A 26,110-nucleotide genomic window follows, 5' to 3' on the forward strand; every position below is an offset into this window, starting at 1 on the left:
GTCATACGCCATGCTGAGAAAAATCACCGCCATTGCCTGCCTGCTGCTGGCCGCCGCCAGCGCCTGGGCCGATCCGCCGGATGCCGCCGCAGACGCATCCCCCGCTGCGCCCTACCTGTTGGCCGGGGCGCCGACCTTCGATCTGACGGTGGTGAAATTTCGCGAAAAATACAACCGCGATAACCCGACGCTGCCGATCGGCGAGTTTCGCGCCATCGCGGCCGCCGAAGACGACTCGCCGCTGCTGACCCGCGCCGCCAGCAAGCTCAATGAAAACCTCTATGCCTCCACCGCGCTGGAAAAAGGCACCGGTAAAATCAAAACGCTGCAGATCACTCACCTGCCGCTGCAGCAGAGCAACGAAGAAAAGGCCGCTCGCGCCATCGCCGTCAGCTATATGGCGGCGCTGATGCGCCAGTTCGAGCCGGCGCTGACGGTAGAGCGGAGCCAAAGCAAAGTGAACAACCTGCTGGAAAAAGGCAAAGGATCGCGCTTTTATCAACAACAGGTCGGCGCCATTCGCTACGTGGTGTCGGACAGCGGCGATAAAGGGGTAACCTTCGCGGTTGAACCGGTTAAGCTGGCGCTTTCCGAGCCTTAGCGGCAGGGTATTTAATGACGAAAAGCAAAGCCTTCGCGCTTAATCATCTCTATACTGTTGGGCAGGTAAACTGCCGGTCCGGCAGTTGTCATTTCGACTCTCGCGTTCCCTTGTTGGAGGAAAAAACATGCGTCATCCATTAGTTATGGGTAACTGGAAGCTCAACGGCAGCACCCACATGGTCAACGAACTGATCGCCGGCCTGCGCCAGGAGCTGAGCAGCGTTGACGGTTGCGGCGTCGCTATCGCACCGCCGGTAATGTATCTGGATCAGGCCAATCACGCGCTGGCCGGCAGCCGCATCGCCCTGGGCGCGCAGAACGTGGACATCAACCTGTCCGGCGCCTTCACCGGCGAAGTTTCCGCCAATATGCTGAAAGACGTCGGCGCCAGGTACATCATCATCGGCCACTCCGAACGCCGCACCTACCACAAAGAAACCGACGAAGCGATCGCCGAGAAATTCGCCGTGCTGAAAGAAGCCGGCCTGATCCCGGTGCTGTGCATCGGCGAAACCGAAGCGGAAAACGAAGCGGGTAAAACCGAAGAAGTTTGCGCTCGCCAGATCGACGCCGTGCTGAAAACCCTGGGCGCGCCGGCCATGAAAGGCACAGTGATCGCCTATGAGCCCGTGTGGGCCATCGGTACCGGCAAGTCAGCCACCCCGGCGCAGGCTCAGGCAGTACACAAATTTATCCGCGATCACATCGCCAAGCATGATGCGGCCGTTGCCGCTGAAGTGATCATCCAGTACGGCGGTTCGGTCAACGACAAGAACGCCGCAGAGCTGTTTGCTCAGCCGGACATCGACGGCGCGCTGGTTGGCGGCGCATCACTGAAAGCCGACGCTTTCGCCGTGATCGTCAAAGCCGCCGCCGCTGCGAAAAAAGCCTGATTTCATTCGGCTTGCCCATAAAAAAACCCCGGCTTGCCGGGGTTTTTTATTGCCGCTTGGCCGTGATCAGCGTTTGCTGATCTCGTCGAACACGCCGCCGGTGGCGAAGTGCACCTTCTGCGCTTCGGTCCAGCCGCCGAAGGTGTCATCCACGGTAAACAGCTTCAGTTTCGGGAACTGCTCGGCAAACTTGGCCGCCACCGCCGCATCGCGCGGACGGTAGTAGTTCTTGGCCGCAATGGTCTGGCCTTCCGGCGTATACAGATACTTCAGGTAGGCATTGGCCACGTCGCGGGTACCGCGCTTGTCCACCACCTTGTCCACCACCGACACGGTCGGCTCGGCAAGAATGGATTCGCTCGGGGTGATGATTTCAAACTTGTCTTTGCCCAGCTCTTTTTCCGCCAGCAACGCTTCGTTTTCCCAGGCGATCAACACGTCGCCGATGCCGCGCTCCACGAAGGTATTGGTCGCGCCGCGAGCGCCGGAGTCCAGCACCTCGACGTTCCGGTACAGGCTCTTGACGAATTCCTGCGCCTTGGCTTTATCGTTGTCGTGGTGATGCAGCGCGTAACCCCAGGCCGCCAGATAGTTCCAGCGCGCCCCGCCGGAGGTTTTCGGGTTCGGGGTGATCACCGAGACGCCCGATTTGACCAAGTCCGGCCAGTCATGGATTTGTTTCGGGTTGCCCTTGCGCACCAGGAACACGATAGTTGAAGTGTATGGCGCCGAGTTGTCCGGCAGGCGTTTGATCCAGTTCTTGTCGATGCGGCCGCGCTCGGCGATGGCGTCCACGTCGTAGGCCAGCGCCAGCGTCACCACGTCGGCCTCGATGCCGTTAATCACCGACGTCGCCTGCTTGCCGGAGCCGCCGTGCGACTGGCGCACCGTGACCTTATCGCCGGTCTGCTGCTGCCAGTGCTTGCTGAACGCGGTGTTATATTCCTGATAGAACTCGCGCGTCGGATCGTATGAGACGTTCAGCAATTGAATATCTTTCGCCATGGCGCCGGACGCCAACAGCACCAATGTCAGACCTACACCCCATTTACGCATCGACAGGCTCTCCCAGGAAAATTAAGCGCAACCTCAATCGGTTGATATAGCATCAGAGCCTGCCAGAAACTCTCCCGGCAATTAAAGAATAAAAAATTTTGGGCTAGACGATTCTGGAATATAACGCCGACGGGCATAAAAAAAGCCCCCGCAACGGAGGCTCTTGTCGGCGAGGCAAACGGCGGATCAGTACAGCTTTTTCGCCGTATCCAACCAGTCGCCCTTGAACGGACGCTTCATGTTCTCGATAGCGTCGATGATGTCGTGATGCACCATCTTTTCGTTCTGGATGCCGACGCAGCGGCCGCCGTAACCCTGCAGCAGCAGCTCGATGGCGTAAGCGCCCATGCGCGAGGCCAGGATGCGGTCGTAAGCGACCGGCGAGCCGCCGCGTTGAATGTGGCCCAGCACGGTCGCGCGGGTTTCGCGCTTGGTTTCCTGCTCGATATGGCGCGCCAGCTCATCGATATCGCAGATGTGTTCGGTGATCGCCACGATGGCGTGTTTTTTGCCCTTGGCGATGCCGGCCTTGATCTCGCACACCAGATCTTCACGGTTGAACTCGATTTCAGGCAACACGATGAACTCGCAGCCGCCGGCGATCGCCGCCGCCAGCGTCAGGTCGCCGCAGTAACGGCCCATGACTTCGACGATGGAAATGCGCTGATGTGAAGATGAGGTGTCGCGCAGGCGGTCAATCGCTTCCACTACGGTCTCCAGCGCGGTGAAGTAGCCGATGGTGTAGTCGGTGCCGGCCACGTCGTTATCGATGGTGCCTGGCAGGCCGATACAAGGAAAGCCTTCTTCCGTCAGGCGCTTGGCGCCCATGTAGGAACCGTCGCCGCCGATCACCACCAGCGCATCGATGCCGCGGTTTTGCAGGTTTTCAATCGCCTTGGCGCGCACGTTTTCATCCCTGAACTCAGGGAAACGCGCCGAGCCCAGGAAGGTGCCGCCGCGGTTGATCATATCGGACACGCTGTAGCGGTCCAGCTGCTCCATGCGATCTTCGTACAAGCCAAGGTAGCCATCGTAAATACCAAAAACTTCCAGACCTTCCGAAAGTGCAGCACGCACAACGCCACGGATCGCAGCGTTCATACCCGGCGAATCACCGCCACTCGTCAGTACACCGATTTTCTTGATCATGACTACCTCTGAACTGTAGATGCAATTTCTTAAGAATTCTGTCTTCGCCGATTGCTTTGGAACCTCTCCGGCTGCAGAAAACCAGCTTTACGGCTTTATTGCTGGATATTATATCAAAAACACCCAGCTGAATTGATTCAAGTCACGCAATATAACGGTAAAAAAACCGCATGGCACGCTGAGCTAACTCAGGCATTTGTTGTCGCGCTTCGATCTGTGCCTCGATCTGATTATAGCTCCCAATGCCCCTGCCGGCCCGGCGGCACCACGGAGCAGGGATCCTGGTGGATGATGACGTCCGCCCCCGGGAAACGATGCAGCAGCGCCTGCTCCACCTGCTCCGCCAGACTGTGCGCCTGCCGCAGCGGCAGCGAATCCTCCATCTCCAGATGCAGCTGAATGAAACGCGTCGGGCCGGATTGGCGGGTGCGCAAATCGTGCGCGCCTTTCACGCCAGGCCAGGAAGACACCACCTCGATAATCGCCTGGCGTTCTTCATCCGGCAGCGCCCGATCCAGCAACGACTGCACCGCCTCATAACCCATGCGCAGCGCGCTATAGAGGATGTAGACGCCGATGCCCAACGCGAACAGCGCATCCGCCCGTTGGAAACCGTACCAGCTTAGCCCAAGAGCAATAAGAATAGCACCATTCATCATGACATCTGACTGATAATGCAGCATATCTGCACGCACCGCCTGACTGCGGGTTTTTCTTACCACCCAGCGCTGATAGGTGACCAGGATCAGCGTGCTGATCAGCGCCACCACCGTCACGACGATGCCGACCCCGGGATCGCGCAGCGTTTGCGGCGCATAAAGATGCTGAAAACCGGTGAGGAACAGAAACAGCGCCGAGCCGGAAATAAACATGCTTTGCGCCAGCGCCGCCAGCGACTCCGCCTTGCCGTGGCCAAAGGTGTGTTCTTCGTCCGCCGGCTGCAGCGAATAGCGCACCACCAGCAGATTGGTCAGGGAGGCGGCGATATCGACCAGTGAATCCACCAGCGCCGCCAACAGGCTGACCGAGCCGGTGTGATACCAGGCGATGATTTTTATCAGCAGAAGCGTGGACGCCAGCGCGGTGGCAGCGAGCGCGGCGGACTTTACCAGGCGCGCATATTGCTGTTCCATAACGAACCCCGGTTAAACGTGAGGCGCTCAGTATAGCGGAATGACGGGCAAAAAAAGCCCCGCCATCATGGCGGGGAAGACAGGGATGGTGTCTATGGCAAGGAAAAACAGGGGACTACTCAGTCGTACTCACTTCTGGGCAGAAGTTTGCTGCAAACCAGAAATTTGTTGCTCCATCTGCCGCATGCGCTGCTGATGTTTCTGGTCTAAAACACTTTTTTGCTCTGGCGTCAGCAGGTTATACATCTGATTGCGTACCCGGGCCATTTCGACCTGGCGCTTGACCTGTTGCTGGGCCATCTTCTCCGCCTGGGCGTAAACGGCGGCTTGATCAAATTTGTCTGCGGTCACCAGTTTATGCATGGCTTCCATTTCAGCTACAGTGACACCAGGCAGATCGTGGCGGGCCTGGCGCATTAAATCGCGCATTTGCTGGCGCTGCTGTTCGTTCAGGCTGACACCGTCGAACATGTGGTGCTGGCCGGGTGTTCGGGTCATCGCATCGTCGCCGGGAGTCTGAGCAGTTTCCGATGTAGTATCGGCAGCGAACACGGCGCTAGAACCTATCGCCAGCATTGATGCCATAACTAATGCGGTCACCTTACGCATTTCAACCCCTCGTGCTTTCTCATTTTGCGAATCAACGAGGAGCAGTGTACTGCTGCAGCTGCAAACATGCGTCAGTGCATGTAAAACTACGTAAAGTCATGGAATGCCAACAGTTGATGACGTATTTTGCGTCAGGAGGTAAATCATAATGAACAAGATTCTGTTAGTTGACGACGACCGCGAGTTGACCTCGCTATTAAAAGAACTGCTTGAAATGGAAGGTTTTACTATCGTCGTCGCTCACGATGGCGAGCAGGCGTTGTCGCTGCTGGACAGCTCCATCGATCTGTTGCTGCTCGATATCATGATGCCGAAGAAAAACGGCATCGATACGCTGAAAGAGCTGCGCCAGCATCACCAGACGCCGGTCATCATGCTGACCGCGCGCGGCAGCGAGCTGGATCGCGTGCTGGGCCTGGAACTGGGCGCCGACGACTACCTGCCCAAGCCTTTCAACGATCGTGAACTGGTGGCGCGCATTCGCGCTATTCTGCGTCGTTCCAACTGGAGCGAACAGCAACAGCAAGTGGACAGCGGCGCGCCGACGCTGGACGTCGACGGCCTGCAGCTGAATCCCGGCCGCCAGGAAGCCAGCTTCGACGGCCAGGTGCTGGATCTGACCGGCACCGAGTTCACCCTGCTTTACCTGCTGGCGCAGCATCTGGGCCAGGTGGTTTCCCGCGAACTGCTGAGCCAGGAAGTGCTGGGCAAACGCCTGACGCCGTTTGACCGCGCCATCGATATGCACATCTCCAACCTGCGGCGCAAACTGCCGGATCGCAAAGACGGCCACCCCTGGTTCAAAACCCTGCGCGGACGCGGTTATTTGATGGTATCTGCAACATGATCAACAGTTTGACGGCACGAATCTTCGCCATTTTCTGGTTTACGTTAGCCCTGGTGCTGATGCTGGTGTTGATGGTGCCCAAGCTCGACTCCCGCCAAATGACCTCGCTGCTGGACAGCGAGCAGCGGCAGGGACTGATGCTGGAACAACACGTCGAGGCCGAGTTGCAAAACGATCCGGCCAACGACCTGATGTGGTGGCGGCGCCTGTTTCGGGCGATAGATAAATGGGCCCCGCCGGGGCAGCGCCTGATTCTGGTCACCAGCGAAGGCCGGGTGATCGGCGCGCAGCGCAACGAAATGCAGATCGTGCGCAACTTTATTGGCCAATCCGACAACTCGGATCATCCGAAGAAGAAGAAATACGGCCGCGTCGAGCTGGTCGGCCCGTTCTCGGTGCGCGACGGTGAAGACAACTACCAGCTGTATCTGATCCGCCCCGCCAACAGCCCGCAATCCGATTTCATCAACCTGATGTTCGACCGGCCGCTGCTGCTGCTGATCGTCACCATGTTGATCAGCGCCCCGCTGCTGCTGTGGCTGGCCTGGAGCCTGGCCAAACCGGCGCGCAAGCTGAAAAACGCCGCCGATGACGTGGCGCGCGGCAACCTGAAGCAGCATCCGGAACTGGAGGCCGGCCCGCAAGAGTTCCTGGCCACCGGCGCCAGCTTCAACCAGATGGTCAGCGCGCTGGAGCGCATGATGACCGCCCAGCAACGCCTGATATCCGACATCTCGCACGAGCTGCGCACGCCGTTGACCCGCCTGCAGCTGGCCACCGCGCTGATGCGCCGCCGCCACGGCGAAGGCCATGAGTTGGCGCGCATCGAAACCGAAGCGCAGCGGCTGGACTCGATGATCAACGATCTGCTGGTGCTGTCGCGCGGGCAGCAGAAAAGCGAGCTGGCGCGCGAGCAGCTGAAAGCCAACGAACTGTGGGCCGACGTGCTGGACAACGCCAGCTTCGAAGCCGAACAGATGGGCAAACAGCTGGAGGTCACTTCCCCGCCGGGGTCCTGGACGCTGTTCGGCAACGCCGGCGCCCTGGACAGCGCGCTGGAGAATATCGTGCGCAATGCCCTGCGTTATTCGCATACCCGCATCGCGGTGGCGTTCAGCGCCGACAATCAGGGCGTCACCATTGTGGTTGACGACGATGGCCCCGGCGTCAGCGCGGAAGACCGCGAGCAGATTTTCCGGCCGTTCTACCGCACCGACGAAGCGCGCGACCGCGAATCCGGCGGCACCGGCCTGGGCCTGGCGATCGTCGAGGCGGCGGTCAACCAGCACCGCGGCTGGGTGAAGGCGGAAGACAGCCCGCTCGGCGGCCTGCGTCTGGTGCTGTGGCTGCCGCTGCATCACCAGCGCCGATCGGCTAAGACAGAGCAATAAGATTTTGCTATCCTGCGCCCCTCGTTCACGAGGGGCTTTTTACATGCTGAACATCGTTTTATTTGAACCCGAGATTCCACCCAATACCGGCAACATCATCCGCCTGTGCGCCAACACCGGCTTCCAGCTGCATCTGATCGAACCCCTGGGTTTCCCGTGGGACGACAAACGCCTGCGCCGCGCCGGGCTGGACTATCATGAGTTCGCCAGCATCCGTCGCCATGCCGATTACGCCGCCTTTATCGCCAGCGAAAACCCGCAGCGGCTGTTTGCCCTGACCACCAAGGGCACGCCGGCGCACAGCGCGGTCAGCTATCAGGCCGGCGATTACCTGCTGTTCGGGCCGGAAACCCGCGGGCTGCCCGCCGATATCCTCGACGCACTGCCGACACGGCAAAAAATCCGCATCCCGATGCAGGCGCAAAGCCGCAGCATGAACCTGTCGAACGCCGTGGCGGTGGTGGTATACGAAGCCTGGCGACAGCTGGATTACGCCGGCGCGCTGATCAAGGCGTAAGCGACCGGCCACCGGCCCCTGAAAGACGCGGAACGGGCGCTGGCGGCGACGCTTGGCGCCAGCAAAACCGGCGGCGCATCACAATCCTGAGCGACGCGTCTGAAGCATGCCACATCCTGCACCGAAAACTTTCGTTGGCAGCGCCGATAATAAGCTATGTTTTGTAAGGGTAATCACCATTCATCATAGGAAATCGTATGCAAAAACAACGCTTGTGCGTTGCCATGGCGGTTCTGGCGGCGGGCCTGTTGCTGGCGGGTTGTTCGTCCAAAGTAACGAAAACGGATCAGTACTCCGGCTTCCTGTCTGACTACAGCAAGCTGCGAGAAACCACCTCGCCAAGCGGCCACAAAACGCTGCGTTGGATCGATCCAAGCTACAAAGAATCCAACTATCGCGGCCTGTATTTCCAGCCGGTGGTCTATTTCCCGACGGAGAAACCGACGGCGCGCGTCAGCCAGGAAACCTTGAACAAGATTAAGGCCTATGCGACCCAGCGGATTAAAACCGCCCTTCAGGATCGTTTCACCATTCTGCCAAGCCCGGCCGGTTCGCGCGTGCTGATCGCCAAGATCGCCATCACCGCGGTATCCGCCGAAGACGAAGACATGAAATTCTATGAGGTGGTGCCGGTTGCGGCGGTCGTAGCCAGCACCATGGCGGCCACCGGTCACCGGACGCAAAACACCACGCTGTATCTTGAAGGCGAACTGATCGACCAGGACACCGGCAAAACGGTGCTGGAAGTGGCGCGCAAGGCCTACGGCAAAACCGTCAGCAACGACAGCACGCCGGTCACCGAAGCGGACGTCAAGGCGGCGATCGACGACATGGTCACCGATATCACCAATTTCCCGAGACAGGGTTAATCAGCGCGATAAGTAAACAGGGGGAGCCGAAGCTCCCCCTGTTTTTTTGCTCTGCGTGAGGCGAACGAATTAAATGCCGTCGCCGTACTCGAAGCCGTGGTTGGCGCCGTTGAAGTACTGATCCATGTCCATCGAAGGCGTGTCGCTTTCCGGCCGGCCGACGATGCGCGCCGGCACCCCTGCCGCCGTGGTATGCGGCGGCACCGCCTGCAGCACCACCGAACCCGCGCCGATTTTCGCGCCCTTGCCCACTTCGATGTTGCCGAGAATTTTAGCGCCGGCGCCGATCATCACGCCTTCGCGGATTTTCGGGTGGCGATCGCCGCTGGTTTTACCGGTGCCGCCCAAAGTGACCGACTGCAGGATGGAAACGTTATTTTCCACCACCGCGGTTTCACCGATCACGATGCCGGTGGCATGGTCGAGCATGATGCCGCAGCCGATGGTGGCCGCCGGGTGGATATCGACGCCGAAGGCGACCGAAATTTGGTTCTGCAGATAGATAGCCAGCGCCTGCCGCCCCTGCAGCCACAGCCAATGGCCGATGCGGTAGGCCTGCAGCGCATGGAAGCCTTTCAGGTACAGCAACGGCGTGGAGTATTTGTCTACCGCCGGGTCGCGCAGGCGTACCGCCAGAATATCGCGCGCCGCCGAGACGATCATCTGCTTATCGGCCAGGTAGGCGTCTTCTACCACCTCACGCACCGCGATGGCGGGCATGATCGGATTGGCCAGCTTGTTGGCCAGAATATAGCTGAGCGCACTGCCCAGATTTTCATGCTTGAGCAACGTCGCATGGAAAAAGCTAGCCAGCATCGGTTCACAGTCAGCCAGCGCTCTCGCTTCTGATTTAATGCTATTCCAGACCTGCTCCAACTCTTCAGACGACATCACATTCCTCTCTGCCTTGCCAAACAGGCCGCCTGACCGGCTATGCGGTCAGGCGGCCCCGTTCAATTGCCAGGGTCAGCATGCTGCCCCGGCATATCGTTTTTTTAGGTCACGCGCCGTGCTTTTCGTCTTTCCGGGTACGGCCCAACAGGCTCAACGCCGCTTCGCGGGCATCCTTGTTGCAGTACAGCACCTGATAAATCTGTTCGGTAATCGGCATTTCCACGCCGTGGCGCTGCGCCAGCGCCAATACCTCTTTGGTATTGCGATAGCCTTCGACCACCTGGCCGATGCTGTCCTGCGCTTCCTGCACGCCCTTGCCTTGCCCCAGCATAATCCCGAAACGACGATTGCGCGATTGGTTATCGGTGCAGGTTAACACCAGATCGCCCAGCCCCGCCATGCCCATGAAGGTCGAAGGATCGGCGCCCAGCGCAGAACCCAGCCGGCTCATTTCCGCCAGCCCGCGGGTGATTAGCGCGGTGCGGGCGTTGGCGCCAAAACCGATGCCGTCGGACATGCCGGCGCCGATGGCGATGACGTTTTTCACCGCGCCGCCCAGCTGCACGCCGACAAAGTCAGGATTGCTGTAGACGCGGAAGCTTTTGCCGCAGTGCAGCAGCTGCTGCAGATCTTCGGCAAACTGCGTATCGGTGGCCGCCAGCGCGATCGCCGTCGGCAATCCGGCGGCCAGCTCTTTGGCGAACGTCGGCCCGGACACCACCGCCAGCGGGATGTCTTCGCCCAGCGCTTCGCGCGCCACGTCCTGCAACAGCCGACCGGTTTCCGCTTCCAGGCCCTTGGTCGCCCACAGGATGCGCGCGTCCGGGCGCAGATGCGGTTTCAGCTGACGCAACACGTCGCCGAACACGTGGCTCGGCACCACCACCAGCACATTGCGGCTGGCGGCCAGCGCACGCGGCAGATCGGCCTCAAGCAACAATGAATCCGGGAAGGGCACGTCGGGAAGGAACGCCTGATTGCAGCGGTCTTGCTGCAGTTTTTGAATTTGCGCGGGGTTATGCCCCCACAGCACCACGGGGTGGCCGTTACGCGCCAGCGTAATGGCTAATGCGGTGCCGTACGAGCCGGCACCGATTACGGTCATTGAAGCATTGACGGTGTTCATCAGGCATCCTGATGTGGTGCGGCACCTTCGCCTTCCGCCTGCTGCTGCAGATAGTTCATGAACAGCGCGTCAAAGTTGACCGGTGCCAGGTTCAGCTGCGGGAATGTACCGCGGGAAACCAGGCTGGTGATGCACTCGCGCGCATACGGGAACAGAATGTTCGGGCAGTATGCGCCCAGGCAATGCGCCAGCTGCGTGCCGTCGATGCCCGCTACGGAGAAGATGCCCGCCTGCTGCACTTCACACAGGAACGCGGTTTCTTCGCCCAGGGACGCAGTCACGGTTACGCGCAGTACGACTTCATACACTTCATCAGCCAGTTGGCTGGAAGCGGTATCCAGATCAAGTTTAACTTCCGGCTGCCATTCCTGCTGGAAAACCTGCGGCGCGTTCGGCGCTTCGAAGGAAATGTCCTTGGTGTAAATGCGCTGGATCTGGAAAGCCATCTCTGTGCTGTTTTGTTCTGACATGTGTGTAATACCCTTGGTTAAACGTCCTTATTGATACTCGGCAAACCGGTGGCGCCCGCTTAAAGCAACGGGTCCAAACCACCACGAGCATCGAGTTCATATAAATCATCGCAGCCGCCAATATGCTGGCCGTCGATGAAAATCTGCGGCACGGTGGTGCGCCCACTGCGCTCAATCATCACTTCGCGTTTTGCGCTATCGCCGTCGATGGCGATTTCGTTAAACGCCGCGCCCTTGCTGTTCAGCAGCGCCTTGGCGCGATGGCAGAACGGACAGGTCGCCTTGGTGTAGATATCAATGTTAGCCATGGATTACCACCTCAAATAGGTTAAATAATTACTTGCCGCGTACCAACGGCAGGTTTTCCCCGCTCCAGCCGGCGATGCCGTCTTTCAGCGTGGCCACGTTTTCGAAACCGGCCTTGCTCAGGTTTTCCGCCGGCTCGCGCGAGGCGGTGCCGTTGGCGCACACCACGATGATCGGCTGTGCCTTGTGCTTTTCCAACTCGCCCAGGCTGCCGCTTTTGATTTCGCTGGCCGTCAGGTTGATGGCGTTGGCCAGGTGGCCCCGGCGGAAATCGTCACGGCTGCGGGTATCGACCACCACGGCGTCTTCTTTGTTGATCAGGCGGGTAGCTTCGCCGCGAGAAATATCTTTAACCTTGGAGAAACGGCTTTTGAAGGTCATGACGATCACGGCAACCAGCAGGGCGATCCAGGCCAGGCTCAGGATGGGATGTCTGCTAACGAATGGCATAATTTCTTGCAGCATGGGGTGTAACAACTCCCGTCAGTTAAGGGAAAAATAAGTCAAGGCTCCAGAGTATACCTGCCGAGTGCGGCAAATACAGCCAATAAGCAAGCGCTAATGCAGAAACTGCGGGCTACGCTGAGAAATTTTCAGTGTCAGAGCATAAAAGCCCGCGCAGTTCGCCGCAACTTTGATCTCTCCGGGCTATTCGCCGCCGGCCACGGTGTAAAATCAGCCGGTTTCTGAGGGTGAATAGCCGTCCTTCTCGCCGGGGAGGAGCGCTATTCACAACTTGAAATTCCCTGAGAGGTTAATGCGATGTCGAGCAACAAAAAGCCGATGGTACTGGTGATCCTGGACGGCTACGGCCACCGTGAGGAGCCGCAGGACAATGCTATCCTGAACGCCGGCACTCCGGTGATGGACCGCCTGTGGCAACGGCAGCCGCACCAGCTTATCGCGGCGTCCGGTCTGGACGTCGGCCTGCCGGACGGGCAGATGGGCAATTCGGAGGTGGGCCACGTCAACCTCGGCGCCGGGCGCATCGTGTATCAGGATCTCACCCGGCTGGACAAAGCCATCGCCGACGGCGACTTCTTCAGCAACCCTACCCTGATTGCCGCGGTGGAGAAGGCGGCGCAGGCGGGCAAGGCGGTGCACATCATGGGCCTGCTGTCGCCGGGCGGCGTTCACAGCCACGAAGCGCATATCCTGGCGATGATCCGGCTGGCCGCCCAGCGCGGCGCCAAGGCGATTTATCTGCACGCCTTCCTCGACGGCCGCGACACGCCGCCGCGAAGCGCCGAAGCGTCTTTGCAGCGCTGCAGCGAAGCCTTCGCCGAACTGGGCGTCGGGCGCATCGCCACCCTGATCGGCCGTTACTACGCCATGGACCGCGACAACCGCTGGGAGCGCGTGCAGCTGGCTTACGATCTGCTGACCGAAGCCAAAGGCGAATACGCTGCCGACAGCGCCGTAGCCGCGCTGCAGGCCGCCTATCAGCGCGGTGAGAACGACGAGTTCGTCAAACCGAGCGTCATTCAGGCCGCCGGCGAAGCCGACGCCGCACTGCAGGATGGCGACGCGCTGATCTTCATGAATTTCCGCGCCGACCGCGCGCGCCAGATTACCCGCGCCTTCGTCAACGCCGATTTCGACGGCTTCCCGCGCGCCAAGGTCGTGAAGTTCGGCGATTTCGTGATGCTGACCGAATACGCCGCCGATATCGCTACCGCCTGCGCCTACCCGCCGGCCGGGCTGAGCAATACCTTCGGCGAATGGCTGATGAAGCACGACAAAACCCAGCTGCGCATTTCGGAGACCGAAAAATACGCTCACGTCACCTTCTTCTATAACGGCGGCGTCGAAGCGCCGTTCAAGGGCGAAGACCGCGTGCTGATCAACTCGCCGAAAGTCGCCACCTACGATCTGCAGCCGGAAATGAGCGCCGCGGAACTGACCGACAAACTGCTGAGCGCCATCCGCAGCGGCAAGTACGACGCCATCATCTGCAACTATCCGAATGGCGACATGGTGGGCCATACCGGCGTCTATGAGGCGGCGGTAAAGGCGGTGGAAACGCTGGACGGCTGCATCGCCCAGGTGGTCGAGGCGGTAAAAGCGGTCGATGGCCAGTTGCTGATCACCGCCGATCACGGCAACGCCGAGCAGATGCGCGATCCGGCCACCGGCCAGGCGCACACCGCCCACACCAGCCTGCCGGTACCGCTGATTTACGTCGGCAAACCGGCGACGGCGGTCGGCGGCGGCAAGCTTTCGGACATCGCGCCGACCATGCTGACGCTGATGGGAATGGAAATCCCGCAAGAGATGACTGGTAAGCCGCTGTTCATCGTGGAATAATCCTTCTCCATGAGGGAGAAGGCGTTTTTTGCACTATCAAGGGTAACCCGAAGCGCAAACGCAGGCAGCCAGCCGCTGCCTGAACGCACCGCGCCAAGGAAGTTGACCGCCATGTGCGCCAGCGTATTTTGCGCTGGCGTCTTGCTGTTGCCGCTCGTCAGCCACGCCGCCGAGGACAACAAATCCCGGCTCAAAGACATCCAGCAGAGCATCGCCGAGAAAGAAAAGGCGGTGAAACAGCAGCAGCAGCAGCGCAGCTCGCTGCAGGATCAGCTCAGGCAGCAGGAAAAAACCATTGCCCAGGCCAGTCGCCAACTGCGCGACACCCAGGGCACGCTCAGCCGGTTGGGCAAAGACATCGCCGGCCTGAACGCCTCCATCGCCAAGCTGCAAAAGCAGCAAACCGCTCAGCAGGATATCCTCGCCAAACAGCTCGACGCCGCCTTCCGCCAGGGGCAGCACAGCGCGGTGCAGCTGATCCTCAGCGGTGAGGAAAGCCAGCGCAGCGAACGCATCCTGGCCTACTTCGGCTACCTGAACGACGCGCGTCAGCAAACCATTGAAGAGTTGAAACAAACCCGCGCCGAGCTGGCGAAGCAAAAAACCGCGCTGGTGGCCAAACAGGGTCAGCAGAAAACGTTACTGGGCGAACAGCAGACGCAGCAGCAGAAGCTGGAACAGGCGCGCGGCGCCCGCAAGAAAACGCTGACGGCGCTGGAAGCTTCGCTGGAGAAAGATCAGCAGCGGCTGGTGGAACTGCGTCAGAACGAAACCCGCATGCGCGACAAGATAGCCCGGGCGGAACGCGAAGCCCGCGCCCGCGCCGAACGCGAAGCCCGTGAGGCCGCCAGGGTGCGCGAGCAGGTGCGCGCCAAAGAACAGCAGGCGAAGAAAACCGGCACGACCTACAAGCCAAGCGAGGCCGATCGTTCGCTGATGGCCCGTACCGGCGGCCTTGGCCGGCCGGCGGGTCAGGCGTTTTGGCCGGTTCGCGGCCGGACGCTGCACGGCTTTGGCGAGCAGCTGCAGGGTGAGTTGCGCTGGAAAGGCCTGGTGATCGCCGCGCCGGAAGGCACCGAGGTGAAAGCCATCGCCGACGGCCGCGTCCTGCTGGCCGACTGGCTGCAGGGCTACGGCCTGGTGGTGGTGGTCGAGCACGGTAAAGGCGACATGAGCCTGTACGGCTACAACCAGAGCGCGCTGGTCAACGTCGGGGCGCAGGTGCGCGCCGGCCAGCCGATTGCATTAGTGGGCACCAGCGGCGGCCAGGGTACGCCATCGCTTTACTTCGAAATTCGCCGTCAGGGTCGGGCGGTTAACCCACTGCCGTGGTTGGGAAGATAGATTTGCGCTATTTCAACACCCGTACTGCCGTATTGATCGGCTGTCTGCTGCAGGTTTGCGCCGCGCAGGCAGGAAAACTGTCCATCGTGATCGACGACGTAGGCTACCGCCCGCATGAGGAAAATGCGGTGCTGCAGATGCCGACGGCGATCTCGGTCGCCGTGCTGCCCAACGCGCCGCATGCCCGCCTGATGGCCACCCGCGCCCACAGCCAGGGCCGGGAAGTGCTGATCCACATGCCGATGGCGCCGCTCAGCAAGCAGCCGCTGGAACGCGACACCCTGCAACCTTCCATGAGCAGCGACGAAGTCCAGCGCATCATCCGCAATGCGGTGAATAACGTGCCCTACGCCGTGGGAATGAACAACCACATGGGCAGCGCCATGACCTCCAGCCTGCCGGGCATGCAAAAAGTGATGCAGGCGCTCGAAAGCTACCGGCTCTATTTCCTCGACAGCATGACCATCGGCAACAGCCAGGCGACCCGCGCCGCAGCGGGCACCGGCGTGAAGGTGATCAAGCGCAAGGTGTTCCTCGACGATACCGCCAACGAAGCCGACATTCGCCGCCAGTTCAACCGCGCGGTCGAATTGGCGCGGCGCAACGGTTCCGCCATCGCCATCGGCCACCCGCGCCCGGCGACGGTGAAAGTGCTGCAGCAGATGCTGCCGACGCTGCCCGCCGACATCGTGCTGGTCAAACCGAGCTCGCTGCTGAACGAGCCGCAGGGCAACGGCGGCGGCTACGTGCCGCCTCCGGTCAAGCCGCAGAAACCGCAGCCGAAGAACCCGTTCAGCGGCGGCGTCAAGCAGTGCAAGGTCAAGCCGCCGAAGGAAAAAGTCAGCGCGGGCGCCGTGCTGGGCGTGATTGGCGACAGCGTCGCGACCTCGCCGCCGGCGGAGTTTATCAAACGCCAGTGGCAGCGCTGGACGCAAAGCGGGCAGGACAAGCCGAAAGCATAAAAAAAGGGCCGGAAACTCCGGCCCTTTTCACGGCTATCGGGTTAATCCCAGCTTAATATCACCTTGCCGGACTTGCCGGAGCGCATGGCGTCGAAGCCCTGCTGGAACTCGTCAATCGAGAAGCGGTGGGTGATGATCGGGCTCAGATCCAGACCGGACTGGATCAGCGCCGCCATCTTGTACCAGGTTTCGAACATTTCTCGACCGTAAATCCCCTTGATAAACAGCCCCTTGAAGATCACCTGATTCCAGTCGATCGACATGTCCGACGGCGGAATGCCCAGCATGGCGATGCGGCCGCCGTGGTTCATCGCATTCAGCAGGGTGCGGAACGCCGGCGGCGCGCCGGACATCTCCAGGCCGACGTCAAACCCTTCGGTCATGCCCAGCTCGGCCATCACGTCGTCGAGGTTTTCCTTGCTGACGTTCACCGCGCGGGTCACGCCCATCTTGCGCGCCAGCTCCAGGCGGTATTCGTTGACGTCGGTGATCACCACGTGGCGGGCGCCGACGTGTTTGCACACGGCCGCAGCCATGATGCCGATCGGACCGGCGCCGGACACCAACACGTCTTCGCCGACCAGATCAAACGACAGCGCGGTGTGCACCGCATTGCCGAACGGGTCGAAGATAGAAGCCAGATCGTCGGAAATGTTATCCGGGATCTTGAAGGCGTTGAACGCCGGGATCACCAGATATTCGGCGAAGCAGCCCGGACGATTCACGCCCACGCCGATGGTGTTGCGGCACAGGTGGGTGCGGCCGCCGCGGCAGTTGCGGCAGTGGCCGCAGGTAATGTGGCCTTCGCCGGAGACGCGATCGCCGATGCTGAAGCCTTTGACCTCCTGCCCGATAGCCACCACTTCGCCCACGTATTCATGGCCGACCACCATCGGAACCGGAATGGTTTTCTGCGACCATTCGTCCCAGTTGTAGATATGCACATCGGTGCCGCAGATCGCGGTTTTACGGATCTTGATCATGATGTCGTTGTGGCCCAGCTCCGGCTGGGGCACATCGGTCATCCAAATCCCTTCTTCCGCTTTCAGTTTTGACAATGCTTTCATGGTTTTACCTTATGCAATAACGCCAAGATCCTTACCGATACGAATAAACGCCGCAACGGCGCGCTCAATTTGCTCCGGCGTGTGGTCGGCGGACATCTGGGTGCGGATGCGCGCCTGGCCTTTCGGCACCACCGGATAGAAGAAACCTGTAACATAAATGCCTTCCTTGAGCAGAGCATTGGCGAAGTCCTGCGCCAGCTTGGCTTCACCCAACATCACCGGGATGATGGCGTGATCGGCCCCGGCCAGTTCAAAACCGGCCGCGGTCATTTTTTCGCGGAACAGGCGCGCGTTGGCCCACAGGCGATCGCGCAGCGCATCGCCCCGCTCCAGCAGTTCCAATACCTGGATCGACGCGGCGACGATCGCCGGCGCCAGCGAGTTGGAGAACAGATACGGGCGCGAACGCTGGCGCAGCCACTCCACCACCTCTTTCCTGGCGGCGGTGTAGCCGCCGGAAGCGCCGCCCAGCGCCTTGCCCAGGGTGCCGGTAATGATGTCGACGCGGCCCATCACTTCACAGTATTCATGGGTGCCGCGCCCGTGAGCGCCGACAAAGCCGACCGCATGGGAATCGTCCACCATCACCAGCGCCTGGTACTCGTCCGCCAGGTCGCACACGCCTTTCAGGTTGGCTATCACGCCGTCCATCGAAAATACGCCGTCGGTGGCGATCATGATGTGCCGCGCGCCGTCGGCCTTGGCCTGCTTCAGCTGCGCGGCCAGTTCGGCCATGTCGTTGTTGGCGTAGCGGTAACGCTTGGCCTTGCACAGGCGCACGCCGTCGATGATCGACGCATGGTTCAGCGCGTCGGAGATAATGGCGTCTTCCGGGCCGAGCAGGGTTTCAAACAACCCGCCGTTGGCGTCGAAGCAGGAGGAATACAGGATCGCGTCTTCCATTCCCAGGAATTCCGCCAGCTTTTGCTCCAGCTGTTTGTGGCTGTCCTGGGTGCCGCAGATAAAGCGCACCGACGCCATGCCGAAGCCGTGGCTGTCCATGCCGGCCTTGGCCGCGGCGATCATCGCCGGATGGTTGGCCAGGCCCAGGTAGTTGTTGGCGCAGAAGTTGATCACATGGCTGCCGTCGGCGACGGCGATATCCGCCTGCTGCGCGGAAGTGATGATGCGCTCTTCCTTAAACAGCCCTTCGCTGCGGGTGACGGCAAGTTGTTGTTCCAACTGCTGATAAAAAGACGCGGACATTCGGTTATCTCCAGGATTGGACTATTTCCGGCATATTTTACTGATTTGTAACCAAACTGACGACAATACGCGGGAGAGAATATGAAATTTGCAGCAGATATCACGGCAAACTGCCGCCTGCAATGGCAATGCGGGATATTAGGAGCCCATCCGCTGTTTGCCGCGGCATGAAATGCTATTATAAGCGGCATTGAGCGTGAGGCATTGTGCCTCACCGGGCAGATTAACAGGGGTAACCCAATGATTATCGTCACAGGCGGCGCCGGCATGATCGGCAGCAATATCGTTAAGGCACTGAATGACAAGGGATACCGCGATATCCTGGTGGTGGATAACCTGAAAGATGGCACCAAGTTCGTCAACCTGGTCGATCTTGATATCGCCGACTATATCGACAAGGAAGATTTTATCGCCAGCATCATGGCCGGCGACGATCTGGGCGATATCGAGGCGATATTCCACGAAGGCGCCTGCTCCGCCACCACCGAGTGGGACGGCAAGTACATGATGGACAACAACTATCAGTACTCCAAGGACCTGCTGCACTACTGCCTGGATCGCGAGATCCCATTCCTGTACGCCTCCTCCGCCGCCACCTATGGCGCCCGGGAAGAGTTTATCGAAGAGCGCCAATACGAAGAGCCGCTCAACGTCTACGGCTATTCCAAGTTCCTGTTCGATCAGTACGTGCGCGAAATCCTGCCAGAGGCCGACTCGCAGGTCTGCGGCTTCCGCTATTTCAACGTCTACGGCCCGCGTGAAGGCCACAAAGGCAGCATGGCCAGCGTCGCTTTCCACCTGAATGGCCAGATCAACCGCGGTGAGAACCCGAAACTGTTCGCCGGCAGCGAAAACTTCAAGCGTGACTTCATCTACGTCGGCGACGTGGCGGCGGTCAACCTGTGGTTCTGGGAAACCGGCAAGTCAGGCATTTTCAACTGCGGTACCGGCCGGGCGGAAAGCTTCCAGGCGGTCGCCGATGCGGTGGTGGACTTCCATCAGAAAGGCGCGGTGGAATCCATCGCGTTCCCGGAAAAGCTGAAGGGCCGCTACCAGGCGTATACCCAGGCCGATCTGACCAAGCTGCGCGCCGCGGGCTATGATGCCCCGTTCAAAACGGTGGCCGAAGGCGTCAAAGAGTACATGGCCTGGTTGAACCGCACCGCATAAGCTGAAGGAATTGACGCTGAGTATGAAAATACTGGTTATCGGCCCTTCATGGGTTGGCGACATGATGATGTCGCAAAGTCTCTACCGCACCCTGAAGGCCGAGCACCCGTCAGCGGAGATCGACGTGATGGCGCCGGCCTGGTGCCGTCCCTTGCTGGCGCGCATGCCGGAAGTGAACCAGGCGCTGTCGATGCCGCTGGGCCACGGCGCCCTGGCGATCGGCGAACGTCGGCGGCTCGGCCACGCCCTGCGCGCCAACCGTTACGATCGCGCTTATGTCCTGCCCAACTCGTTCAAATCGGCGCTGGTGCCGTTCTTCGCCAAGGTGCCGCAGCGCACCGGTTGGCGCGGCGAGATGCGCTACGGCCTGCTGAACGACCTGCGCACGCTCGACAAAGCCGCCTTCCCGCTGATGGTGCAGCGCTATGTGGCGCTGGCCTATGACAAAGGGCGCATTCAGCGTGCCGAAGATCTGCCGCAGCCGCTGCTGTGGCCGCAGCTGCAGGTCAGCGACGAAGAGATTGCCGAAACCACCGCCGCGTTCAACCTGACCGATCATCGGCCGATTATCGGCTTCTGCCCGGGGGCCGAGTTTGGCCCGGCCAAGCGCTGGCCGCACTATCACTACGCCGCGCTGGCGCAGATGCTGATCGACCAGGGCTACCAAATCGCGCTGTTCGGTTCGGCGAAAGACCACGAGGCCGGTGAGCAGATCCGCGCCGCGCTGCAGGAAGACGCCCGCGACTTTTGCATGAACCTGGCCGGGGAAACCCAGCTGGAACAGGCGGTGATCCTGATCGCTTCCTGCCAGGCGGTGGTCAGCAACGACTCCGGTTTGATGCACGTTGCAGCGGCGTTGAACAAACCGCTGATCGCCTTGTACGGGCCGAGCAGCCCGGACTTCACGCCGCCATTGTCCGATAAGGCCAGGGTGATCCGCTTAATCAGCGGTTATCACAAGGTGCGTAAAGGCGACGCCGCTCAGGGTTACCATCAGAGCCTGATCGACATTCAGCCGCAGCAGGTGTTGGAAGCGCTGACGCCGTTGCTTGCCGCCAGCGAGGAATAACCATGCAGGTGTTGATTGTAAAAACCTCCTCCATGGGGGACGTACTCCACACGCTTCCCGCCCTGACCGACGCCATGCAGGCCATACCCGGCATTCGTTTCGACTGGGTGGTGGAGGAAGGCTTCAGCCAAATCCCCACCTGGCATCCGGCGGTGGACCGCGTGATCCCGGTGGCCATTCGCCGCTGGCGCAAGAACTGGTTCGGCAGCGAAACCCGCCAACAGCGCTGCGATTTCAAACGCCAGGTCCAGCAGCGCAGCTACGACGCGGTGATCGATGCGCAGGGCCTGATCAAGAGCGCCGCGCTGGTTACCCGCATCGCTAAAGGCAGCAAACACGGCCAGGACTGCAAGAGCGCGCGCGAGCCCTTCGCCAGCTGGTTCTACAACCACCGTCATGAAATAGACAAGCGGCAGCACGCGGTGGAGCGCACGCGCGAACTGTTCGCCAAAAGCCTGGGCTACGCCCGGCCGGAGAGCGACGGCGATTACGCCATCGCCGCGCGGTTTCTCAGCCAGCCGCCGGCCGATGCCGGGCGGTATCTGGTGTTCCTGCACGCCACCACCCGTGACGACAAACACTGGCCGGAACAAAACTGGCGCGAACTGATTGAGCTGACGGCCGCCAGCGGGCTGAAGATCAAATTGCCGTGGGGCGCCGAGCATGAACACCAACGCGCACAGCGGTTGGCGAAAGGTTTCCCCCACGTCGAAGTGCTGCCGAAGCTCAGCCTGCAGCAGGTGGCGGAGGTGTTGGCCGGCGCCAAGGGGGTGGTTTCGGTGGACACCGGGCTCAGCCACCTTACCGCCGCGCTCGACAAACCGAATATCACGCTGTTTGGCCCGACCGATCCCGGACTGATCGGCGGCTATGGGCAGAATCAGTACGCCTGTCGCCCGGAACAGGGCAATAGCATGGCGGACATCTCGGCCCAAACCGTTGCGGCGCTCATTCATGACAGGATGCCTATGTAATGGGAACATTTTTCAAGCAGATATATCGCTATACGCATGCCCGCCCCTTCCGACATAACGAGAACCTCTGGCCCTACGTAAAGATTAAGCGCGCCGCCAGTGGAGAAATCGTCGAGCTGCGTTACCGGAAACGCCCCGTGCCGCTGGTGCGGCTGGCCGATTTACAGGGGGGGTTCACCGGTGATGTGCTGCTGACGGCCACCGGGCCATCGGTAAAAAACCTCTGCCTGGAAAATTTCCCCGCCATGCCGGCAATGGGCGTCAATGGCGCCTATTTCCTGCACGACCGCGTTGATTTCAGGTTCTATGTCATTGTTGATATGGGGTTTATCGACCAGAAACCGGAAATTATCGGCGAGATTATCGATGATCCGCGGCTGACGCTGTTCACCACGGTGCACGGCGTAGCCAAAATCATCGACACATTCAGCCTGGAGCGGGTGAAGTGCGGTTTCGCGGTGATAGAAGACGCCGCGTTTAAAATCTATCAGCCCAAGATCGCCAACGATGACCTGTGGCCCGTCTATCAAGATAACCCCGCGGTCGTTTTTGCCGCGGACCGGAAGGACATCGCCTTCAGCCACGATATTCGCAGCGGTATCTTTGACGCCGGAACCGTCGCGTATTGGGCTTTTCAGATCCTGACTTTCCTCGGTTTTGAACGGTTGTATATCATTGGTCTGGATATGAATAATTTCCACCAGCCGCGCTTTTATGAGGCCGCCGAGAATAAATTGCCGACCGATCTGGCAGATAAGGTTGCCGGGTTGGTTATGCCTTCTTTCAGCCATGCCAGCCAGCTGATGAAGGCCAGGAATATCACGATAAAAAATCTTTCCATCACCAGCGCTATCAGCAATGACATTTTCGACAAGGTCGATCCTGATGAACTTTTCAAATAACGCTGCCCGCATACAACAGCTGTATGTGGCGTTTTTTTTCCTTTTTTCCTTTTTCAGCGCTATTTTCTGTAGCTATACCAAAGTTAACAACCTGTTCCATTTGTCAGCCATGCTGTTCATTATCACGCTGTATTTCGATAAGGACCTTCGGCTGTCTTTTTTTCGCCATGATGAAATCCGACGCGGGCTGGGCATTATTGCGGCGATGCTGCTTTACTTCGCCTTCAGCAACCTGTGGACGAACGACCCGGCCAATATCGAATCCACCCTGACGCACAGCGTTTATCTGCTGATCTATTTGGCGATGCTGATCACCGTGCTTAACGGCACGCAACGCAATCTGTTGTTCGCCAGCGTTATTTTGGGATTAACGATCCTGTGCCTCTACTCTATCGCTTTTGACTACCACGACATGCTGGTCAACCGGCATGTGTCAAAAAGCAATCCAGGCCCGGAGAACGTGATTGATTTGGCCGGCATGGCGGGAATAGGCGTCATACTCTGCCTGATGGTATTTCGCGAGAAGCAGAGCCGGGTGATCCTGATCGCCATCCCGATATTATTCGGCACGATGCTGCTCACCCAAAGCCGCGGGCCGGTGCTGTCCTTGCTGATTGCCCTGTTCGTCACGCTGCCTTACAGGCATTTGAGATTGAAGCATATCGCTTATTGCCTCGTGGCGTTGATCGTTATTGGCGCGGCGGTGCTGTCGTCGGAAATGGGGCAGTTGCTGCTGGCCCGCTTCGAAGAGATGTACGTTCAGAGCTTCCTGCGTTTAAGCATCTGGCGCCATACTTTCGAACTGGTCAGCCAGGCGCCTTATTTCGGCTACGGCTTCAACTACGAGCTGACCTTCACCAACTATTCGGGCGAGCATATTCGCACTACCCACAGTCTTTATTGGGGGGCGCTGCTGAAGGGCGGCCTGGTGGGATTGGGCATGTTATTGGCGGTTTTGAGCTACTGCGGCATGTTGGCCGTGCGGCGTCTGCGCGACGGCATGCGGCTGGAAGCCGCGCTGTTTATCTTCATGCTGCTGTTTTATACCTCACAGGGCATGTTCGTGGTGGGCAACCCGTCCGAATCCTGGTATCTGTTCTGGTTCCCGCTGGGCGTCATTATGACCACCAGGCTCAAATCTCACCTTTATTAACCCACCGAGCAGCGGCGCCATCCTCACGCTGGCGCCGCTTCGGCTATTCGCCAAGCACCTTGATCACCCTTGCCATCACCTCATCGCTGGTGATGATGCTCAGGGGCTGATGCCGTTGTTCTTCACTCAGCTGCTGCGTTTCAGCCGGCACGTACATCACCTGGTGCAGCTCTGGGTTCTGATAAGGGCCGGTTTGTTGCGGGTTGGCCGTCACGAACAGGCTGACGGTTTTGGTTTTCAACGCGATGGCCAAATGCAATGGCCCGGTATCGCCGGTCACCAGCACATCCATGTTTTTCATCACGCCCAACAGCTGCGGTAACGTCGTTTTACCAATATGGCTAATCACCCGGCTCTGCTCTTCCGGCGTCAGGCCCGCCATAAACTCACGCTCGATCACTTGCTCTTTCGGCGTGCCTATCAGGGCGATGCGATAATCCGGCGAGCGCGACAGCAGCATTTTCGCCAGACCGACAAAGCGGCTCACCGGCCAACAACGCAGCGGCTCGGAAGCCCCCATCTGGAAACCCACCACCACCTGGCCCGGCTGTTTCTGTTGCAGCGGGAAATCCACCGGAATAAACATTTCCCGATTTTGCGTATCGCACCCCAACTGACCGACCAGATTCAGCTTGCGCTGGATCAGATGGCCGGTATCTCGGGTGCTGATGCCGGTAAGCCACTGCTCCATGCCGCTCAGATCGTTTTTATACGCGTCTTTAAACACATACTCGCAGCCGGAAAATATCGCCGTGATGACATCATACGGCGCCTTTGAATGCAGTATCACCGCCAGCTGCGGCCGATTCTTTCTAAGCTGGCGAATCACGCCAAGCATATCCTTGGCCTTGTGGTCCCAGTAAATGACGTTATTAAAATAGCTGCAGGTGCCGACCAAACCGCCGTTCTTATAACTGGAGACCAGGGTGATCCTGGCGGCGGGGTAGCGTTCCCGGATCGCGCGGATAGCCGGCGTATTAAACATCAAGTCGCCCAGCGCGGTGGTCGAAAAAATAGCAATGCGGTCAAACTCGCGGTTTTTATCAAACGAACGCTTATCTTTAAAATTACTGCCAAGTTTCGTATAAAGCCGGATACAGGCGTTCGCCAGCTTTACTTTCCATTGCTTCGACATTTCAATTCACTTTAAGTTGATAATACTCAGCCAGCGTCATGCCAACCGTCCGCTGTTGCAACCAGTCAAACAGCTGTTCCAGATCGCGGTACAGCCCTTCAATATCCTGTTCGGTTTTAAACGTCGGGCTGCCGCCGGGCATAAACTCGGAAGAGTGCAGCATGAATTCGACGTAGTCCTGCCCCTGCGCCAACGCGCTCTCGGCCACCCGTTTCATTTTGTCCAGGTTGCTGCCGCTGGGCCGCAGCCAGTGCACCGACGGCGAACGCCGCTTGCCGCGCAGCCGATCGTAACCCTGCTTGACGGCGTTCATCAGCGCCGAATGCTTGTACTGAATGCTCATCGGCACTTCCAGCAGCGCCGAGTCGCCGGGCTGGGCGATGTTTTGCGGATCGATAAAATAAGCCTGCGACGGGAAATGGCGGTAGTCCGTGCCGCCGCTGCCCTGCGGATTGCCCGGCGAATATTGCCAGTTGACGCGCGGCGTGACCGAGCAATCAACCTGGTAGCCGTACTCCAGCAGCAGCGACGCATAATACGCGTTGAAAGCCCAGCGGCCGGCGCGGTGGCTGAGCATTTTGGTCTGGAACGCGTCCTCCAGCAGCTTGGTCATATGATCGACCTTGGCGCGGATTTGGTCGGCGGGATATTCGATCAGATACGGCTTATGCCGCCAGTCATCGTCGGTCAACGGCGTCAGCGGCGGGCTGTTCCAGGCATGCAGATGCATGCCGACTTCGCCGGCGCCGCGCGCGATGACATCGCGGGCGAACTCGACGTAGGCCGGATCCATCGCCATTTCATAATTGGTGAGATAAACCGGCTTGAAGGCGTATTTCTCGCACAACGCCTGAAAACGCGGCAAAAAACGCGTATTTTCGGTAGAAATGCGATCGTGGTTTTGCCACAGGTTGTCGCCTTCGGTATCAATGGTAATGAGAAATGCCGGTTTAGTCAT

At 59.6% G+C, this 26,110-nt stretch carries 27 protein-coding genes; 14 read left to right on the plus strand and 13 right to left on the minus strand.

Annotation, left to right across the window (positions count from 1 at the left end; genetic code table 11):
• The first annotated feature begins 10 nt into the window (after positions 1–10).
• Both CKW09_RS23705 and tpiA read left to right on the plus strand, forming a co-directional pair.
• Positions 11–601, plus strand: a complete 591-nt coding sequence (locus tag CKW09_RS23705; protein WP_095099827.1) for a DUF1454 family protein — start codon at positions 11–13, stop codon at positions 599–601.
• Positions 602–728: 127 nt separating this feature from the next.
• Positions 729–1,496 carry a triose-phosphate isomerase gene (gene tpiA / locus CKW09_RS23710; RefSeq protein ID WP_061799760.1) on the plus strand — a complete coding sequence of 256 codons (768 nt, stop codon included), beginning with the start codon at positions 729–731 and terminating at the stop codon, positions 1,494–1,496.
• Between the two features lie 66 nt (positions 1,497–1,562).
• Here the strand turns inward: tpiA and CKW09_RS23715 are convergent, their stop codons facing one another.
• The 4 genes from CKW09_RS23715 to cpxP form a co-directional block, all read right to left on the minus strand.
• Entirely contained in the window at positions 1,563–2,552 is a 990-nt protein-coding gene (locus tag CKW09_RS23715) for a sulfate ABC transporter substrate-binding protein (protein ID WP_095099831.1), read from the minus strand.
• Between the two features lie 186 nt (positions 2,553–2,738).
• Positions 2,739–3,701, minus strand: a complete 963-nt coding sequence (pfkA, locus tag CKW09_RS23720) for a 6-phosphofructokinase (protein WP_061799763.1) — start codon at positions 3,699–3,701, stop codon at positions 2,739–2,741.
• A 230-nt stretch (positions 3,702–3,931) separates the two neighbouring features.
• On the minus strand, positions 3,932–4,834 hold the full coding sequence (gene fieF, locus CKW09_RS23725; RefSeq protein ID WP_095099834.1) for a CDF family cation-efflux transporter FieF: 903 nt from the start codon (positions 4,832–4,834) through the stop codon (positions 3,932–3,934).
• Between the two features lie 129 nt (positions 4,835–4,963).
• Positions 4,964–5,443 carry a cell-envelope stress modulator CpxP gene (gene cpxP, locus CKW09_RS23730; RefSeq protein WP_061799766.1) on the minus strand — a complete coding sequence of 160 codons (480 nt, stop codon included), beginning with the start codon at positions 5,441–5,443 and terminating at the stop codon, positions 4,964–4,966.
• 148 nt (positions 5,444–5,591) lie between these two features.
• Here cpxP and cpxR point away from each other — a divergent pair, with 148 nt between their 5' ends.
• The 4 genes from cpxR to CKW09_RS23750 all read left to right on the plus strand — a co-directional run bounded on the left by cpxR (position 5,592) and on the right by CKW09_RS23750 (position 9,067).
• Entirely contained in the window at positions 5,592–6,290 is a 699-nt protein-coding gene (gene cpxR / locus CKW09_RS23735; protein WP_061799767.1) for an envelope stress response regulator transcription factor CpxR, read from the plus strand.
• The gene (gene cpxA / locus CKW09_RS23740) at positions 6,287–7,681 is read left to right on the plus strand and encodes an envelope stress sensor histidine kinase CpxA (RefSeq protein WP_061799768.1); all 1,395 of its coding nucleotides are present in this window, start codon (positions 6,287–6,289) and stop codon (positions 7,679–7,681) included. The genes cpxR and cpxA overlap by 4 nt, the downstream gene beginning before the upstream one ends.
• 43 nt (positions 7,682–7,724) lie before the next feature.
• Positions 7,725–8,198 carry a tRNA (uridine(34)/cytosine(34)/5-carboxymethylaminomethyluridine(34)-2'-O)-methyltransferase TrmL gene (trmL, locus tag CKW09_RS23745; RefSeq protein ID WP_061799769.1) on the plus strand — a complete coding sequence of 158 codons (474 nt, stop codon included), beginning with the start codon at positions 7,725–7,727 and terminating at the stop codon, positions 8,196–8,198.
• Between the two features lie 197 nt (positions 8,199–8,395).
• Complete coding sequence (locus tag CKW09_RS23750) at positions 8,396–9,067, plus strand: DUF3313 domain-containing protein (RefSeq protein ID WP_061799771.1); 672 nt, start codon at positions 8,396–8,398, stop codon at positions 9,065–9,067.
• 69 nt (positions 9,068–9,136) lie between these two features.
• On the opposite strand, the gene cysE is transcribed toward CKW09_RS23750, so the two are convergent.
• From cysE to CKW09_RS23775, 5 genes are all read right to left on the minus strand, one after another.
• On the minus strand, positions 9,137–9,958 hold the full coding sequence (cysE, locus tag CKW09_RS23755; protein WP_061799772.1) for a serine O-acetyltransferase: 822 nt from the start codon (positions 9,956–9,958) through the stop codon (positions 9,137–9,139).
• 109 nt (positions 9,959–10,067) lie between these two features.
• Positions 10,068–11,087 carry an NAD(P)H-dependent glycerol-3-phosphate dehydrogenase gene (gene gpsA / locus CKW09_RS23760; protein WP_061799773.1) on the minus strand — a complete coding sequence of 340 codons (1,020 nt, stop codon included), beginning with the start codon at positions 11,085–11,087 and terminating at the stop codon, positions 10,068–10,070.
• A complete protein-coding gene (gene secB / locus CKW09_RS23765; protein ID WP_004953255.1) occupies positions 11,087–11,557 on the minus strand; it encodes a protein-export chaperone SecB in 471 nt (156 codons plus the stop codon). Before secB ends, gpsA begins: the two co-directional genes overlap by 1 nt.
• 59 nt (positions 11,558–11,616) lie before the next feature.
• Complete coding sequence (gene grxC / locus CKW09_RS23770) at positions 11,617–11,865, minus strand: glutaredoxin 3 (RefSeq protein ID WP_061799775.1); 249 nt, start codon at positions 11,863–11,865, stop codon at positions 11,617–11,619.
• Positions 11,866–11,893: 28 nt separating this feature from the next.
• On the minus strand, positions 11,894–12,328 hold the full coding sequence (locus CKW09_RS23775) for a rhodanese-like domain-containing protein (RefSeq protein WP_061799777.1): 435 nt from the start codon (positions 12,326–12,328) through the stop codon (positions 11,894–11,896).
• A gap of 297 nt (positions 12,329–12,625) precedes the next feature.
• Here CKW09_RS23775 and gpmM point away from each other — a divergent pair, with 297 nt between their 5' ends.
• The 3 genes from gpmM to CKW09_RS23790 are packed head-to-tail and all read left to right on the plus strand — an operon-like array spanning position 12,626 to position 16,476.
• Complete coding sequence (gene gpmM / locus CKW09_RS23780) at positions 12,626–14,170, plus strand: 2,3-bisphosphoglycerate-independent phosphoglycerate mutase (RefSeq protein ID WP_095099837.1); 1,545 nt, start codon at positions 12,626–12,628, stop codon at positions 14,168–14,170.
• 9 nt (positions 14,171–14,179) lie between these two features.
• On the plus strand, positions 14,180–15,514 hold the full coding sequence (gene envC, locus CKW09_RS23785) for a murein hydrolase activator EnvC (protein WP_061799783.1): 1,335 nt from the start codon (positions 14,180–14,182) through the stop codon (positions 15,512–15,514).
• A gap of 2 nt (positions 15,515–15,516) precedes the next feature.
• Positions 15,517–16,476 carry a divergent polysaccharide deacetylase family protein gene (locus CKW09_RS23790; RefSeq protein WP_061799785.1) on the plus strand — a complete coding sequence of 320 codons (960 nt, stop codon included), beginning with the start codon at positions 15,517–15,519 and terminating at the stop codon, positions 16,474–16,476.
• Between the two features lie 41 nt (positions 16,477–16,517).
• On the opposite strand, the gene tdh is transcribed toward CKW09_RS23790, so the two are convergent.
• Positions 16,518–17,543 carry an L-threonine 3-dehydrogenase gene (gene tdh / locus CKW09_RS23795; RefSeq protein ID WP_061799599.1) on the minus strand — a complete coding sequence of 342 codons (1,026 nt, stop codon included), beginning with the start codon at positions 17,541–17,543 and terminating at the stop codon, positions 16,518–16,520.
• A 9-nt stretch (positions 17,544–17,552) separates the two neighbouring features.
• Positions 17,553–18,749, minus strand: a complete 1,197-nt coding sequence (locus CKW09_RS23800) for a glycine C-acetyltransferase (protein WP_095099840.1) — start codon at positions 18,747–18,749, stop codon at positions 17,553–17,555.
• A 240-nt stretch (positions 18,750–18,989) separates the two neighbouring features.
• Between CKW09_RS23800 and rfaD the strand changes: the two genes are divergently transcribed.
• Genes rfaD through CKW09_RS23825 form a run of 5 tightly spaced genes read left to right on the plus strand, consistent with a single transcriptional unit; the run spans position 18,990 to position 24,017 of the window.
• Positions 18,990–19,919 carry an ADP-glyceromanno-heptose 6-epimerase gene (gene rfaD / locus CKW09_RS23805; protein ID WP_061799602.1) on the plus strand — a complete coding sequence of 310 codons (930 nt, stop codon included), beginning with the start codon at positions 18,990–18,992 and terminating at the stop codon, positions 19,917–19,919.
• Between the two features lie 22 nt (positions 19,920–19,941).
• Positions 19,942–20,988: an ADP-heptose--LPS heptosyltransferase RfaF gene (rfaF, locus tag CKW09_RS23810; RefSeq protein ID WP_061799603.1), complete on the plus strand. Its 1,047-nt coding sequence runs from the start codon at positions 19,942–19,944 to the stop codon at positions 20,986–20,988.
• A gap of 2 nt (positions 20,989–20,990) precedes the next feature.
• Complete coding sequence (gene rfaC, locus CKW09_RS23815; protein ID WP_095099843.1) at positions 20,991–21,962, plus strand: lipopolysaccharide heptosyltransferase RfaC; 972 nt, start codon at positions 20,991–20,993, stop codon at positions 21,960–21,962.
• Positions 21,962–22,864, plus strand: coding sequence for a sugar glycosyltransferase (locus CKW09_RS23820; protein WP_095099846.1), 903 nt, complete (start codon positions 21,962–21,964; stop codon positions 22,862–22,864). The genes rfaC and CKW09_RS23820 overlap by 1 nt, the downstream gene beginning before the upstream one ends.
• A complete protein-coding gene (locus CKW09_RS23825) occupies positions 22,848–24,017 on the plus strand; it encodes an O-antigen ligase family protein (protein WP_061799607.1) in 1,170 nt (389 codons plus the stop codon). The genes CKW09_RS23820 and CKW09_RS23825 overlap by 17 nt, the downstream gene beginning before the upstream one ends.
• Before the next feature lie 43 nt (positions 24,018–24,060).
• On the opposite strand, the gene CKW09_RS23830 is transcribed toward CKW09_RS23825, so the two are convergent.
• Both CKW09_RS23830 and CKW09_RS23835 read right to left on the minus strand, forming a co-directional pair.
• Positions 24,061–25,152 carry a glycosyltransferase family 9 protein gene (locus tag CKW09_RS23830; RefSeq protein ID WP_061799608.1) on the minus strand — a complete coding sequence of 364 codons (1,092 nt, stop codon included), beginning with the start codon at positions 25,150–25,152 and terminating at the stop codon, positions 24,061–24,063.
• A 1-nt stretch (position 25,153) separates the two neighbouring features.
• Entirely contained in the window at positions 25,154–26,110 is a 957-nt protein-coding gene (locus CKW09_RS23835; RefSeq protein ID WP_061799609.1) for a polysaccharide deacetylase family protein, read from the minus strand.

This window comes from Serratia ficaria, assembly GCF_900187015.1.
In the GTDB taxonomy this organism is placed as follows: domain Bacteria; phylum Pseudomonadota; class Gammaproteobacteria; order Enterobacterales; family Enterobacteriaceae; genus Serratia; species Serratia ficaria.

Bases quoted from the DNA above. Each gene is read 5' to 3' on its own strand.
- CKW09_RS23705 (WP_095099827.1), top strand. From the start codon at position 11: ATGCTGAGAAAAATCACCGCCATTGCCTGCCTGCTGCTGGCCGCCGCC.
- tpiA (WP_061799760.1), top strand. From the start codon at position 729: ATGCGTCATCCATTAGTTATGGGTAACTGGAAGCTCAACGGCAGCACC.
- CKW09_RS23715 (WP_095099831.1), bottom strand. From the start codon at position 2,552: ATGCGTAAATGGGGTGTAGGTCTGACATTGGTGCTGTTGGCGTCCGGC.
- pfkA (WP_061799763.1), bottom strand. From the start codon at position 3,701: ATGATCAAGAAAATCGGTGTACTGACGAGTGGCGGTGATTCGCCGGGT.
- fieF (WP_095099834.1), bottom strand. From the start codon at position 4,834: ATGGAACAGCAATATGCGCGCCTGGTAAAGTCCGCCGCGCTCGCTGCC.
- cpxP (WP_061799766.1), bottom strand. From the start codon at position 5,443: ATGCGTAAGGTGACCGCATTAGTTATGGCATCAATGCTGGCGATAGGT.
- cpxR (WP_061799767.1), top strand. From the start codon at position 5,592: ATGAACAAGATTCTGTTAGTTGACGACGACCGCGAGTTGACCTCGCTA.
- cpxA (WP_061799768.1), top strand. From the start codon at position 6,287: ATGATCAACAGTTTGACGGCACGAATCTTCGCCATTTTCTGGTTTACG.
- trmL (WP_061799769.1), top strand. From the start codon at position 7,725: ATGCTGAACATCGTTTTATTTGAACCCGAGATTCCACCCAATACCGGC.
- CKW09_RS23750 (WP_061799771.1), top strand. From the start codon at position 8,396: ATGCAAAAACAACGCTTGTGCGTTGCCATGGCGGTTCTGGCGGCGGGC.
- cysE (WP_061799772.1), bottom strand. From the start codon at position 9,958: ATGTCGTCTGAAGAGTTGGAGCAGGTCTGGAATAGCATTAAATCAGAA.
- gpsA (WP_061799773.1), bottom strand. From the start codon at position 11,087: ATGAACACCGTCAATGCTTCAATGACCGTAATCGGTGCCGGCTCGTAC.
- secB (WP_004953255.1), bottom strand. From the start codon at position 11,557: ATGTCAGAACAAAACAGCACAGAGATGGCTTTCCAGATCCAGCGCATT.
- grxC (WP_061799775.1), bottom strand. From the start codon at position 11,865: ATGGCTAACATTGATATCTACACCAAGGCGACCTGTCCGTTCTGCCAT.
- CKW09_RS23775 (WP_061799777.1), bottom strand. From the start codon at position 12,328: ATGCTGCAAGAAATTATGCCATTCGTTAGCAGACATCCCATCCTGAGC.
- gpmM (WP_095099837.1), top strand. From the start codon at position 12,626: ATGTCGAGCAACAAAAAGCCGATGGTACTGGTGATCCTGGACGGCTAC.
- envC (WP_061799783.1), top strand. From the start codon at position 14,180: ATGAGGGAGAAGGCGTTTTTTGCACTATCAAGGGTAACCCGAAGCGCA.
- tdh (WP_061799599.1), bottom strand. From the start codon at position 17,543: ATGAAAGCATTGTCAAAACTGAAAGCGGAAGAAGGGATTTGGATGACC.
- CKW09_RS23800 (WP_095099840.1), bottom strand. From the start codon at position 18,749: ATGTCCGCGTCTTTTTATCAGCAGTTGGAACAACAACTTGCCGTCACC.
- rfaD (WP_061799602.1), top strand. From the start codon at position 18,990: ATGATTATCGTCACAGGCGGCGCCGGCATGATCGGCAGCAATATCGTT.
- rfaF (WP_061799603.1), top strand. From the start codon at position 19,942: ATGAAAATACTGGTTATCGGCCCTTCATGGGTTGGCGACATGATGATG.
- rfaC (WP_095099843.1), top strand. From the start codon at position 20,991: ATGCAGGTGTTGATTGTAAAAACCTCCTCCATGGGGGACGTACTCCAC.
- CKW09_RS23820 (WP_095099846.1), top strand. From the start codon at position 21,962: ATGGGAACATTTTTCAAGCAGATATATCGCTATACGCATGCCCGCCCC.
- CKW09_RS23825 (WP_061799607.1), top strand. From the start codon at position 22,848: ATGAACTTTTCAAATAACGCTGCCCGCATACAACAGCTGTATGTGGCG.
- CKW09_RS23830 (WP_061799608.1), bottom strand. From the start codon at position 25,152: ATGTCGAAGCAATGGAAAGTAAAGCTGGCGAACGCCTGTATCCGGCTT.
- CKW09_RS23835 (WP_061799609.1), bottom strand. From the start codon at position 26,110: ATGACTAAACCGGCATTTCTCATTACCATTGATACCGAAGGCGACAAC.